The sequence below is a fragment of the Streptomyces sp. NPDC096152 genome, assembly GCF_044763235.1.
Taxonomy (GTDB): Bacteria; Actinomycetota; Actinomycetes; order Streptomycetales; family Streptomycetaceae; genus Streptomyces.
In genome coordinates this window covers 404,145-417,586 of sequence record NZ_JBIWFW010000001.1, presented here as the reverse complement: position 1 = coordinate 417,586, position 13,442 = coordinate 404,145, and the positions used below count along the sequence as shown (strand labels likewise).

Annotated in this window: 9 protein-coding genes; 2 read left to right on the top strand and 7 right to left on the bottom strand. The window is 73.2% G+C overall.

Annotation, left to right across the window (positions count from 1 at the left end):
* Positions 1-132: 132 nt before the first annotated feature.
* The 6 genes from obgE to ACIQ9G_RS01805 all read right to left on the bottom strand — a co-directional run bounded on the left by obgE (position 133) and on the right by ACIQ9G_RS01805 (position 9,170).
* Positions 133-1,569 carry a GTPase ObgE gene (obgE, locus tag ACIQ9G_RS01830; protein WP_403604761.1) on the bottom strand — a complete coding sequence of 479 codons (1,437 nt, stop codon included), beginning with the start codon at positions 1,567-1,569 and terminating at the stop codon, positions 133-135.
* Positions 1,570-1,699: 130 nt separating this feature from the next.
* Positions 1,700-1,954 carry a 50S ribosomal protein L27 gene (gene rpmA, locus ACIQ9G_RS01825; RefSeq protein WP_171107435.1) on the bottom strand — a complete coding sequence of 85 codons (255 nt, stop codon included), beginning with the start codon at positions 1,952-1,954 and terminating at the stop codon, positions 1,700-1,702.
* A 14-nt stretch (positions 1,955-1,968) separates the two neighbouring features.
* Positions 1,969-2,289, bottom strand: coding sequence for a 50S ribosomal protein L21 (rplU, locus tag ACIQ9G_RS01820; protein WP_003990208.1), 321 nt, complete (start codon positions 2,287-2,289; stop codon positions 1,969-1,971).
* A 242-nt stretch (positions 2,290-2,531) separates the two neighbouring features.
* Positions 2,532-6,920 (bottom strand): ribonuclease E/G, encoded by a 4,389-nt coding sequence (locus ACIQ9G_RS01815; protein WP_403604756.1) that lies wholly within the window; start codon positions 6,918-6,920, stop codon positions 2,532-2,534.
* A gap of 261 nt (positions 6,921-7,181) precedes the next feature.
* A complete protein-coding gene (locus ACIQ9G_RS01810) occupies positions 7,182-7,967 on the bottom strand; it encodes a TIGR03936 family radical SAM-associated protein (RefSeq protein ID WP_403604753.1) in 786 nt (261 codons plus the stop codon).
* Positions 7,968-8,015: 48 nt separating this feature from the next.
* Positions 8,016-9,170: a hypothetical protein gene (locus ACIQ9G_RS01805; RefSeq protein ID WP_403606717.1), complete on the bottom strand. Its 1,155-nt coding sequence runs from the start codon at positions 9,168-9,170 to the stop codon at positions 8,016-8,018.
* Between the two features lie 284 nt (positions 9,171-9,454).
* Here ACIQ9G_RS01805 and ACIQ9G_RS01800 point away from each other — a divergent pair, with 284 nt between their 5' ends.
* Entirely contained in the window at positions 9,455-10,606 is a 1,152-nt protein-coding gene (locus ACIQ9G_RS01800; protein WP_403604750.1) for a glutathione-independent formaldehyde dehydrogenase, read from the top strand.
* 311 nt (positions 10,607-10,917) lie between these two features.
* Entirely contained in the window at positions 10,918-11,700 is a 783-nt protein-coding gene (locus ACIQ9G_RS01795) for a hypothetical protein (protein ID WP_403604747.1), read from the top strand.
* A 103-nt stretch (positions 11,701-11,803) separates the two neighbouring features.
* Here ACIQ9G_RS01795 and ACIQ9G_RS01790 read toward each other — a convergent pair whose 3' ends face one another.
* Positions 11,804-13,315, bottom strand: coding sequence for a glycosyltransferase family 39 protein (locus ACIQ9G_RS01790; protein ID WP_403604744.1), 1,512 nt, complete (start codon positions 13,313-13,315; stop codon positions 11,804-11,806).
* Positions 13,316-13,442: the final 127 nt, after the last annotated feature.

Here is a 13,442-nt window from a genome sequence, read left to right as displayed (position 1 = left end):
ACGGGGTTGCTCTGGAAGGGAGCGCGATTTTCCCGGGTGTTGATCAAAGAGGGGTACCCCCGAAGCGGGGGCACCCCTCATGTCACGGCGTGCGTCCTGCGCCTCGCACGGCTCAGAACGGCTGAGGACGGCTCAGAACGGCTCGAAGCCGTCGTACTCGCGCTCGGACTCGTCGCGTTCGGCCTGGCGGTCGCGGCGGCGCTGGGCGGCCGGGCGGGCCTCTTCGAAGCGGTGGTCCTCGCCGCGCCGGCCGAGCATCTCCGCGCCCGCCGTCACCGAGGGCTCCCAGTCGAAGACGACCGCGTTGTCCTCGGGGCCGATGGCGACGCCGTCGCCGCCGCGGGCGCCCGCCTTCATCAGCTGCTCCTCGACACCGAGGCGGTTGAGGCGGTCGGCGAGGTAGCCGACGGCCTCGTCATTGTTGAAGTCGGTCTGCCGCACCCAGCGCTCGGGCTTCTCGCCCCGCACCCGGAACAGCCCGTCCTCCTCGCGGGTCACCGTGAAGCCCGCGTCGTCGACGGCCTTCGGCCGGATGACGATGCGCGTCGCCTCCTCCTTCGGCCGGGCGGCCCGCGCCCTGGCGACGAGGTCGGCCAGCGCGAACGACAGCTCCTTCAGCCCCATGTGCGCCACCGCCGACACCTCGAAGACGCGGTAGCCGCGCGCCTCCAGGTCGGGGCGGACCATCTCGGCGAGGTCCTTGCCGTCCGGCACGTCGATCTTGTTGAGGACGACGATACGGGGACGCTTGTCCAGCCCGCCGTACTGCCGCAGCTCCTCCTCGATGACGTCGAGGTCGGAGGCCGGGTCGCGGTCGGACTCCAGGGTCGCGGTGTCCAGGACGTGCACGAGCACACTGCACCGCTCGACGTGCCGCAGGAACTCCAGGCCCAGGCCCTTGCCCTGGCTGGCGCCGGGGATCAGGCCCGGCACGTCGGCGATGGTGTAGACGGTCGAACCCGCCGTCACCACACCGAGGTTGGGCACGAGGGTCGTGAACGGGTAGTCGGCGATCTTCGGCTTCGCCGCGCTCAGCACGGAGATCAGCGAGGACTTGCCGGCGCTCGGGTAACCGACCAGCGCCACATCGGCGACGGTCTTCAGCTCCAGGACGATGTCCCGCAGGTCCCCCGGCTCGCCCAGCAGCGCGAACCCGGGTGCCTTGCGCCGGGCCGAGGCCAGCGCCGCGTTGCCGAGGCCGCCCCGGCCGCCCTGCGCGGCGACGAACGAGGTGCCGTGGCCGACCAGGTCCGCGAGGACGTTGCCCGCCTTGTCGAGGACGACCGTGCCGTCCGGCACCGGCAGGACCAGGTCCTCGCCGTCCTTGCCGGAACGGTTGCCGCCCTCGCCGGGCTTGCCGTTGGTGGCCTTGCGGTGCGGGGAGTGGTGGTAGTCGAGCAGCGTGGTGACGGACTGGTCGACGGTGAGGATCACGTCGCCGCCGCGCCCGCCGTTGCCGCCGTCCGGTCCGCCCAGCGGCTTGAACTTCTCACGGTGGACGGAGGCACAGCCGTGGCCTCCGTTACCCGCGGCGACATGCAGTTCGACGCGGTCCACGAAGGTGGTCATGGTGAGTGCCTCCAGAAACGTGTGGATCTACTACGGGGTGACAACACGCGAAAGGCGGACCCGCCTTCCCACCCGGGAAGTGAGGTCCGCCTCGCGAGACGTTCGGTCTGAGCCCTGGGATTCAGGCGACTCAGGCGACCGGAACGATGTTCACGACCTTGCGGCCACGGTGGGTACCGAACGCCACCGCACCGGCCTGCAGCGCGAACAGGGTGTCGTCGCCGCCACGGCCGACGCCCGCGCCGGGGTGGAAGTGGGTGCCGCGCTGGCGGACCAGGATCTCACCCGCGTTGACGACCTGACCGCCGAAGCGCTTCACGCCGAGCCGCTGGGCGTTGGAGTCGCGACCGTTCCGGGTGGACGATGCGCCCTTCTTGTGTGCCATCTGTTCTCAGTCCCTTACTTCGCAGCCGTGGGGATCTCAGTGACCTTGATCGCCGTGTACTGCTGGCGGTGGCCCTGACGACGGCGGTAGCCGGTCTTGTTCTTGTAGCGCAGAATGTCGATCTTCTGGCCCTTGTGGTGGTCCACGACCTCGGCCTGGACCTTGATGCCGGCCAGCACCCACGGGTCGCTGGTCACAGCGTCGCCGTCGACAACGAGCAGGGTCGAGAGCTCGACCGTGTCGCCAACCTTGGCGGTGGAAATCTTGTCAACCTCAACGATGTCGCCGACAGCAACCTTGTGCTGGCGACCACCGCTGCGCACGATGGCGTACACGCGGATCTCACTCTCTCGCTCGGGAACGGCACCCCCGCAGTCCAGCCGCCCGACATGCGTGGGCGACCTCTCCCGGCCAACACCGTGTCCGGGAGGAAGAGGTTTACGGGGATGTGGCGCGCTCAGTGACACGCCGACGGTCCAGGTTACGGGGCCACGGCCGAGGGGGTCAAACCGGGCCGGGCCCCCGGGGTGTGCGTCCGGTCACGCGGACCGCACGCACACCCCGGGGCCGACGGACGTCAGCCCTCGTCGGTGGCGGCCGAGACCGAGGGCAGCGTCTGCTGCGCCGCCGCGGTCTTCTTCGACGCCGACTTCTTCGCGGCCGTGGCCGTCTTGGCGGTCTTCGCCGCCTTCTTGGCCGTGGCCTTCTTGGCGGCGGTCTTCTTGGCCGCCGTCTTCTTGGTCGCGGCCTTCTTCGCCGTGGCCTTCTTGGCGGCCTTGCGGGCCGTCTTCTTGGCCGGAGCCGCTTCCTCGCCGGCCCCGGCCGCCTCGGCGCCCTCCTGGACACCGGGCTCCTGGGCGGTGACGCCCTCGGCCTCGGGAGCCGACGGGACGACCACGACGGCCGTCTCCTCGGTCGCGGCCGGCGCGGTGGCCTTGCGCACGGCACGGCGCCGCGGACGGGCCGGGGCGGCGCTCTCCGCGACTGCCTCGGGCTGTGCGGCCTGCTCCGCCTGCCCGGCCGCCGGGGCGGCCTCCTCGGCCTGCGGCGCGGACTCGGGCACCGTCACCACGGCCGCCTCGGCCCCCGTCGGGGAACCGGCCGGCGCCGACACCTTGCGGGTCGCGCGACGGCGCGTACGGCCCTTGGGCGCGGCCTCCTCGGCGGCCGGAGCCTCCGCGGTAGCGGCCGCGGCACGCGCGGCGGCGACGACCGGGTCCTCCACCGCCGCGGGCTCGGCCTTGGCCTCCTCGGCCGGCTCCGGACGCACCGGGCGCTCGGCCTCCTGCCGGGCGGTCACCTCCTGCGCCGTCGGAGCCGGACCGGCCCCGTCGGCACCGGCCTTCGGCGCGCCCGCGGGAGCCGACACCCGCCGGGTCGCCCGGCGCCGCGAACGGCCACGGGTGGCCGCGGCCTCGGCCTCGGCGACGCTGCTGTACAGCTCCTCGTCCGGCGCGAAGGCCTCCGGCAGCGGAACCGGCGCGGGCGTCGCGGCCGGCGCGGCGACCTCCGCGACCGCCTCCGTCTCGGCCTCGCGCTCCGCCTCTTCCTCCGCGGTCTCGGCCGCCTCCACGGCCTCGTGCTCGTGCGGCACCTCGGCACCGGCGCGGGCGCGCTTGCGGCGCTTGCCGCCGTTCCCGGCGGCCGCCGGCTGCTCCATGTGCACGATGACACCGCGGCCGTTGCAGTGGACGCAGGTCTCGGAGAACGACTCCAGCAGGCCCTGGCCGACCCGCTTGCGGGTCATCTGGACCAGGCCCAGCGACGTCACCTCGGCCACCTGGTGCTTCGTACGGTCCCGGCCCAGGCACTCCAGCAGGCGCCGCAGCACCAGGTCGCGGTTCGACTCCAGGACCATGTCGATGAAGTCGATGACGATGATGCCGCCGAGGTCGCGCAGCCGGAGCTGGCGCACGATCTCCTCGGCCGCCTCCAGGTTGTTCCGGGTGACCGTTTCCTCGAGGTTGCCGCCCTGACCGGTGAACTTGCCGGTGTTGACGTCGACGACGACCATCGCCTCGGTCCGGTCGATCACCAGCGAACCGCCGCTCGGCAGCCAGACCTTGCGGTCCAGCGCCTTGGCGAGCTGCTCGTCGATCCGGTACGTGGCGAAGACGTCGACCTCGGAGGTCCACCGCGACAGCCGGTCGGCCAGGTCGGGCGCGACGTGCGAGACGTAGCCGTGGATGGTCTCCCAGGCGTCGTCACCGCTGACGACGACCTTGGAGAAGTCCTCGTTGAAGATGTCGCGCACGACCCGGACGGTCATGTCCGGCTCGCCGTACAGCAGCGTCGGCGCGTTGCCGCTCTTGGCCTTCTTCTTGATCTCGTCCCACTGCGCCTGCAGCCGCTCGACGTCCCGGCGCAGCTCGTCCTCGCTCGCGCCCTCGGCGGCGGTGCGCACGATGACGCCCGCGTCCTCGGGGACGATCTTCTTGAGGATGGTCTTCAGCCGGGCCCGCTCTGTGTCGGGCAGCTTGCGGCTGATGCCGGTCATCGAGCCCTCGGGCACGTACACGAGGTAGCGGCCCGGGAGGGAGACCTGGCTGGTCAGACGCGCACCCTTGTGCCCGATCGGATCCTTGGTCACCTGGACGAGCACGGACTGGCCGGACTTCAGGGCGGCCTCGATGCGGCGCGGCCCGCCCGCCATGCCCAGCGCCTCGAAGTTGACCTCGCCCGCGTACAGGACGGCGTTGCGGCCCTTGCCGATGTCGATGAAGGCGGCCTCCATCGACGGCAGGACGTTCTGCACCCTGCCCAGGTAGACGTTGCCGACGTACGAGGTCGACTGCTCCTTGTTGACGTAGTGCTCGACGAGCACGCCGTCCTCCAGGACGCCGATCTGCGTGCGGTCGCCGTACTGGCGGACGACCATCACACGCTCGACCGCCTCGCGGCGGGCCAGGAACTCGGCCTCGGTGATGATCGGCACCCGGCGGCGGCCCTGCTCACGGCCCTCGCGGCGGCGCTGCTTCTTGGCCTCCAGACGGGTGGAGCCCTTGATGGACTGCACCTCGTCGGACGGCTCGGAGGGCTTGCGCGGCTCGCGGACCTTGACGACGGTGCGCTCGGGGTCGTCGACGGACGGCTCGCCCTCCCCGCCGGAGTCGCCCGCGCGACGGCGTCGACGGCGACGGCGACGGCTGCTGCTGGAACCCCCGCCGGAGGACTGCTCCTGGTCGGCCTCGCGGCCCTCCTCGTCCTCCTCGAGCTGCTCGGCGGTGTCCTCGGCGTCCTGCTCGGCCTGCTCGGCGGCGAGTTCCTCGGACTCCTCCGCCTCCTCGTCACCGGAGGCGTCCTGCGACTCGCCCCGGCGGCGGCGACGGCCACCGCGGCGACGGCGGCGGCGCGAACCGGTGTCCTCGTAGTCATCGCCGTCGGCGGCCTCCTCGGCCGACTCGGCCTCCTCGTCCTCCGCGGCGGTCTCGGCGGTCTCGGCCTCGGGCTCCTCACCGGAAGCGGCGCCCCGGCGGCGACGGCGTCGGCGCGCGCCGCCCTGCTCGCCCTGCTCGCCCTGCTCGGGCTGCCCGGCCCGCTCCTTGCGGGGCGCCTCGGTGACCTCGGGCTCCTCGGTGACCTCGGGCTCCTCGACCTGGGCGGCGGCAGCGGCGGCCGCCCGCTCCGGGGTCTGGAACTGCGGCTCGGCGAAGACCGGCGCCTGGAACACGGCGACGGCGGGACGCGCCGGGCGGCGCGGGCCCTCGCCCTCGGTCTCGGCGGAGCCGCCGGTCCGCCCGGGCTCGGCGAAGCCGGTGGCGGCACGCCGCACGGCCCGGCGCCGGGCGCGGCGCGGGGCGGCCTCCTCGGCGGCCTCCTCGGCGGCGGGAGCCTCGGCCTTCGCCTCGGCGGGCGCCTCGGAGACGGGCTCGGCGGTGGCGGCCGCCGGGGCGGCCTGGGCGGACTCGCTCACGGCCGCGGCGGACTCCGGCGCCGCCTCGGCGGCGGACTCCTGACCGGCGGCGGCCTCGGCGGGCGCGGACACACGGCGCGTGGCGCGCCGGCGGGTCCGGCGCGGGGCCGTCTCCTCGGCGGCGGCCTCGCCGCTCTCGGCGGGCTGCTGCGCAGCGGGCTCGGCGGACTCGGCGGACTTCGGCGCGAAGCCCACGGCGGCCTCGGCGGCCGGGGCGGCCTCCGGGGACACGACGGGCTCGGCGGACTCGCCGGGCTCCGTCTGCTGGGGCGCTCCGGTGGGCGCGGCCGCCCGGCGGGTGGCACGGCGGCGCGTACGGGCGGGAGGCGCGACCTCGGCCGCGGTCTCGGCCGCGGCTTCGGCGGACGCGGCGCCGACGGCCTCCTGCGCCCCGCTCTCCGCGGCGGCGCTCGGCGCGGCGGCGGGAACAAGGGTCTCGGCGGTCTCGGGGGTCTCGGCGGACGCAGGGGAGGCAGCGGGCGCGGCGACTCGGCGCGTGGCACGACGGCGGGTCCGCCGGGGAGCGGCGTCCTCGTCCGTCGCCGCCTCCACGGACGCGGCGGCGGGCTCGGCGGCGGCCGGTGCCTCGTCGGCGACCGGGACCACGGTCTCGGCGGCGGCCTCGCCCTGGGCGCCCTTCGGCGTACCGGCGGGCACGGCGACCCGGCGGCGCGTACGACGCGTGGGCGCGGGCTCGGCGGCCACGGCCTCCTGGCCCTCGCCCTCCTCGCCTTCCTGGACTTCCTCGCCCTCCTCGGTCTGGAGGGCCTCGGCGGCTTCGGCCGCGAAGGCGCCCTCGGCGCCCTCGACGGTCCCGGTGGCCGCGACGGGCTCCGCCTCGGCGGCCCGGTCCGCGGCGTCGTCCGCGAGGTCGGCGGACTCGGCGGCCGGTATGGCCGGAGCGGTGACCTCCGCCGTGGCCTCGGAGGAGGCGACGGGCGGGCCCGCCGGGCGGGACGCGGCACGGCGCCGGCGACGCGGCGGCAGGGTGTCGCTGGGGGTGTTCGATTCGGAGTCCGTCTTGGACCCGGTGGGTTCGATCGGCTCGAGCATGCGGGCGTATCTCCCGTCAGGCTCCCGGGCGCCGCGCCTGGTCCGGCGGGATGGCCGGTGACGTCCGCGGCTCGCGCGATGCGCGGTGCCGCCGTCCGGGGCGCGGGCGCCGCACGGGAGCTTTCTGTGTCCTGTCTCGCCGGTTCCGTACGCCTTGTCGCTTACGGCCTGGCGAAAGTCTTGTGGTCGGTGCGCTGCCCGACCCAGGTGGCTCCCGAGTACGAGGGCGGCGCTTCGGCGTCCGTCCTTACGGAACCTTCCCTAAGCCGGCGCCTTCGCGGCGGCGGTGTCGGCGGCCCCTACTGAAGCGGCCGGGGCGGCCGGGTCTGCCTCGCGGTCGGGTGCGAGCGGGTCGGTCACGGTGCCGGTCTCTTCATCGAGCAGCCCCTGCGCCAGCCTGGTCACCGCTGCGGGGACCGGCGGCGTCAGGTCGGCCACGGCGCGGAGACCGGACAGGACGTCGTCGGGTCGTACGGCAGGCGTCACGTGCCGAACAACCAGCCGCAGTATCGCACAGGGCTGCTCGGTCGGCCTATCAGCCTGCTGACTCTGTGTTGCGGCGCTCTCCAGGCTCACGACCGCGGGGCGGGCGTCGAAGGTGCGCATGCCGTTCTTGGTCAGACGCTGGACCTCGACGGTCCCGGCTCCGTTGAAGGCCGCGACCGCGTGCCCGGCCTCGGCCGGTTCCACGCCGTCCAGCCGCAGCTCCCACACGGAGGCCGTGAGCCGGTCGGCGAGTCCCGAGGTGCGGGCCTCGACCGCCTCGACGATGTCGAGCCCGGCGGGCATCGACTCGTCGAGGAGGACGCGCAGCTGCTCCGGGTCGCGGGGCGCGGTGAGCGCGATCTCCAGGTACTCCGCCTCACTGCCCGTGCCGGTGGGTGCGGCATTGGCGTACGACACCTTCGGGTGGGGCGTGAACCCCGCCGAGTACGCCATCGGCACCTCGGCGCGGCGCAGCGCACGCTCGAAGGCGCGCTGGAAGTCACGGTGGCTGGTGAACCGGAGGCGGCCGCGCTTGGTGTAGCGCAGTCGGATGCGCTGCACCGCGGGTGCGGGCGGCGGGCCTTCGGGCTGTCGCTTGCCCAGTGTCGTTCAGTCCTTCGTGAGAGCGGTCGTACTGCTACCAAGAGTACGTGTCTCGCGGACCGGAGGTTCCCGCCGGGCCGCCGGCCGCGGTCGCCGGGGCTCGCCGAACAGCGCCCTGCGGACGTCCGCGCGGGCCTGCCGCACGGTCCGGCGGGCGGCGGCCAGGGCCTGCCCGGTGGCTCGCCCCACGGCGCGCGCGGCCGCGGCGGCGGGCCGCAGCACGGTGTCCCGTACGACGTGCCCGACCGGCGTGAGGACGGTGCGGTACACCCATCGCACCGGCTCCACGAGGATCCAACGGAAGAGAGTCCCGAGGAAGCGCCCGACGGCGAGCGAGATCCGCCCGGCGACCCGCCATGCGTGCCCGAGGGCCTCCCCCACCTCGCGCGCGACGACGGCGAGCGCCCGGGCGACGGGGACGAGCACCCAGCGGCACACCGCGCTCGCGGGCAGCACGAGCAGCACACGGACGATCCAGTGCAGGACGAACCCGACACCGCTGACGGCCGCGGTCCCGAGCCACCACAGCCCGCGCCCGCACCGGGCGGCCGCCCGCCCGACGGGCACGAGGACCCATCGGTACAGCCACCGGGCGGGGACGACGACGAGCCGGCGCACGAGCCACGCCAGGCCCGCGTACACCCCGGCGGCGACCGCGGCGAGCATCAGCGCGATCGCCCGGAACAGCAGGGCCAGAGCGTGCCCGACCGGCGTGAGCACCCGCGCGTACAGCCAGGCCAGCGCGGCGGCGGTCCCCCGCCCCGCCCACGCGAGGGCGTGCCCGAGGGGGGTCAGCACCCGGCGGTACAGCCAGGCGAGCGGCACGACGACGAGCAGGTGGCCGAGCAGGCCGAGCACCCTGCCGACGGGTACGACGGCGTACCGCCACAGCGCCGTCCACGGCCAGACGAACAGCGCCCACCCCAGCACGGCCGCCGCCCGCCCGAGCGGCCGCAGCACGGTGTCGCGGGCGAACCGCCCGCCGACGACGAGCGCGTCCCACAGCATCCGCACGGGCAGGACCAGCACGAGCACGACGATCCGCACGGGCAGCCGGATCGCGCGGACCAGGCACCCCTCGGGCGGCGGACCGTACGACGACGGACCGTACGGCGACGGCCGCGACGGCGACGGGCCGGGTGGCGGTTTCTCCACATCCATACCGGCGTAGACGCCCGGACCGTACGAACGGATGCAGCCCGCCCAGCCCGTCCGGAAGGCCGCCCGCCGCGCCGCTCCGGAGCGCCCGTCCGCCGCGGGTTGCAGGCCTCCTGGCACGGGCGTTTTCTGGAGGTACTGGAACCAACCGGCGGCGAAGCGAGAGCACCCAAGCCGAAGCGGCACGAGCCGGGAGCCGGCACTTCGTGTGCGCCCCCCGCGTGCGTCCCCCGGAGCGGCCGGTACGTCGCCGCCGTCATCGAGCGTTCGACGCGGAGGTGACCCAGGTGAAAGCCGTCGTCTACGAGAAGCCCTTCAGCGTGGCCGTGAGGGACGTCGACGATCCCCAGATCCAGCACCCGAACGACGTCCTCGTACGGATCACGTCGTCCGCGATCTGCGGGTCGGACCTGCACATGTACGAAGGCCGTACGGCCGCGGAGCCGGGGATCGTGTTCGGGCACGAGAACCTCGGCATCGTCGAGGAGGTCGGCAGCGGTGTGACCTCCCTCTCCGAGGGAGACCGGGTCGTGATGCCGTTCAACGTGGCCTGCGGATTCTGCAAGAACTGCCTTGCCGGGGAGACCGGGTTCTGTTTGACGGTCAATCCCGGCTTCGCCGGCGGGGCCTACGGATATGTGGCAATGGGGCCGTACAAGGGCGGCCAGGCGGAGCGGATGCGCGTGCCCTTCGCCGACTTCAACTGCCTGAAGCTGCCGCCGGGTGAGCAGTTCGAGACCGACTTCATCCTGCTCGCCGACATCTTCCCGACCGGCTACCACGGATGCGAACTCGCCCAGGTGTCCCCCGGCGAGAGCGTGGCCGTCTACGGCGCCGGCCCGGTGGGGCTGATGGCCGCCTACTCCGCGCTGCTGCGCGGGGCGTCGAAGGTGTTCTCCGTCGACCGGGTGCCCGAGCGGCTCGCCAAGGCGGAGGAGATCGGCGCCATCGCCATCGACTTCACGAAGGGAGACCCGGCCGAGCAGATCAAGGAGAAGATGGGCGGCGAGGGGACCGACAAGGGCGTGGACGCCGTCGGCTACCAGGCCCAGGCGCACGACGCCAGCCACGAGGAGCCCGCCGTCGTCCTCAACGCGCTCGTCGACACGGTACGGGCGACCGGCAGGCTCGGCGTACCGGGTCTGTACGTGCCCTCCGACCCCGGTGCCCCCGACGAGCACGCCAAGCACGGCCAACTGCTGGTGTCCATCGGCAGGATGTTCGAGAAGGGCCAGAAGATGGGCACCGGTCAGTGCAACGTCAAGCGGTACAACCGCCAGTTGCGCGACCTGATCATCGCCGAGCGCGCCAAGCCGAGTTTCGTGGTCTCCCACGAACTGCCGCTGGACCAGGCGCCGGAGGCGTACGAGAAGTTCGACAAGCGGATCGAGGGCTATACGAAGGTCGTACTGCACCCCGGCCACGCCCTCGCGGCATGAGACACGCCACGCCCTGACGGGGTGCGCCACGGGCCCGGACGCTCAGCGCCCGGGCCCACCCGTGTCCCCCGCGCTCCCGCCCCGGGAGGCGCGGAGTGCGCCATCCGTGTGTGCGGATTGGTCCAAGCCATGGACAAACGGCCGTGTTTCGGTTGCATTTGCCACAACCGCGAGGACATCTGCCCCATGATCGCCCCGGGTTTCGGGAACTGCCCGAACCGGTGCACACAAGGAGCAAACGAATGAGTCCTGAGTACAGGACCTCTTCACTTCTCGGGCCGGTGGCGCGAGACGGGTTCAGGAAAGCCGGCATGGTGGCCTCGCTCGCGCTGGTCCTCGCGGCGGGCGTGGCCAGCCCCGCCCTCGCCTCGGCGCGCAGCGTGGGTCAGCACACGGTGGCCGGCGGCGGCGACAAGTGCGACGACCACTCGAGGTACGGGTCGTCGCACGTCACCGTCTACGGCGGCCACGACAAGGACCACTGCAAGGGCGCGACCGGCGCGACCGGACCCAAGGGTGCCACGGGCGCCACGGGTGCCACGGGTGCCACGGGAGCCACCGGCGAGAACGGGGAGAACGGCGCCACCGGCGCCACGGGAGCCACCGGCGAGAACGGGGAGAACGGCGCCACCGGCGCCACGGGAGCCACCGGTGCCACCGGCGCCACGGGCACCCCCGGCCCCTGCTCGGACATCGACGCCCAGCAGAACAACGGCGCCTACGAGCTCCGCGCCGCCCTGACCGGTGGAATCGTGTACGCGGGCGTCCACGACCTCCGGGGCAGCTCCCCTCGGCCCTTCCTGTGGACCGACCTCAGCAACAACGCCGACTACCCCGACGGCGGCAACGACCCGCAAGGGTTCCCCATCGGCACCCCCTGCGCCGTTTCCATCAACGGGCTCACCCCGGGGACGGGCAACAGCGAACCCATCAAGATCGACGCCCTCACCACCACGGGGCAGGTCTGGGAGACGACCTGCTCCGTCAACCTCAGCAGCAACCCGGCCGACCTGACCTGCGACGACCCCTGGGTCGAGGTCAACTACCAGCCGGCAGTCGGCGCGGTCAACGGTGGACGGGACATCACCCTCTGACCGTGGCCCGTCCCGGCGCTCAGCCACTGAGTCCGCCGGTCCGGTGAACGACGCATAAGGGGTGTCCGAGCGGTCGGCGAAGACCACTCGGACACCCCTTGCGTCACCGGCCGCGGACCCCGCCCTCGTTCTTGAGCACGAGGAGGCTCACGGTCATCCCCGTCACCGGCGTGCTCTTGAAGAGCTCGTACCGGCTCTGCAAGGCGTTCGCCTGCGCCGGGTTGATGGCGCCGAAGGGGAAGTCGGTCCCCTGGGACAGCAGCCAGATGCGCCGCTCACCCCGGAGGCACCGGACCGGTACGGAGCACTGGACCGTGTAGAGGTCGTTGATCGCGACCGGGGCCTTCGCCAGGAAGACGTCGCGCATCCCGAGGCCACGGGGCAGGTAGTACTGGACCCCGCCGTCGAGCTTCCAGGTGTTCTCACGGTCGTAGACGACGGCGTCCCCGGGCTGGTGGCCCCGACGGACCAGGTCGGCCGCCGCCTTGTAGTCGACGGGCACGGGGACGTCGTGCTCGAACGGCTTCCGCATCTCCTTCTGGTCGGACAGCGTCAGCACCGCCAGCGCCACGACGAGGACGGCCGTGGCCCTCCGGGACCGGGCGAGCGCGGCGAGCCCGGCACCGGCGAGCAGCGCCCAGGCCGGAAGGGTGAACAGGACGTAGACGTGCCGGAAGTAGGAGACCCGGCCCTGCGAGGCGCACCAGACGAGGGCGACGGGCAGCAGGGCCCAGGCGCCGCACATGAGCAGGGCCGGCCTGCGCGGTGAGCGGGCCAGCAGGGCGAGGGTGATGAGGGCTCCGGCGCACGGGGCGGAGGCGAAGACGTCGCGCATGAGGGACGTCAGCGCCCAGCCGTCGGGCTTCGGCACCCAGTACAGCTGGCGCTGGACCTGCGCGCTCCCGAGCAGGACGACCGGGGTGACACAGACGGCCACCGCCAGCAGGGCGAGAGCGGACTTCCACCACAGGGAGCGGTTCCGCCGGGCCTGGGGCACCAGCAGGCAGAGATGGGCGAGCACGACGGACAGCGCGATCAGGTGGAGCAGTCCGACGACGGCCAGCGTGAGGGAGTAGGCGGCCCATCGCCAGGGGCTGCGCGGGCGGTCCAGCGCCCGGAGCAGCAGGAGCGTCGCCAGACAGACGGCGAACACCACCAGCGCGTAGCTGCGGGCCTCCTGCCCATAGCGGCTCACCGCCGGCACGACCGCGAAGAGAATTCCGGCGAGAATTCCGGCCCGGTACCCGAAGAGCCGGTCTCCGATGAGACCGGTGACGGACGCGGCTCCCGCCACGGCCAATGCGGTGGGAAGCCGCAGGGAAATGACGGAATCGCCGAACAGACCCACCCACAGGTGCATCAGCAGGTAATACGTTCCGTGCACGGCGTCGACGTTCCGGAGGGTGGCGAGGATCTGGCCGGTGTCGCGGTTCACCATGTCCCAGGTGACCAGCTCGTCGCGGCCGAGCAGAGAGTCGGTCAGTCCGTAGCAGGTCAGGCCGAAGGTGAGGACGAACGGCCAGAGCCACAGGCCGGCCCGGCGCCAGCCGGAATCCGCCGTGTCGACGCTCTGTTTTTCGTCGCGTGGCGACGGAAGCGGCGCGGTGATGACCATGAGAATCTCCCATGCCGGGGTCAGGAACTGCCCACTTATACACAGCCGCGGGCAACCGGATCGGCAGGCGGGTCACGGCCGTCACCTGTATGGAGGTAAAGCCACGGCGGTGTTCCTTGCAGGGGGT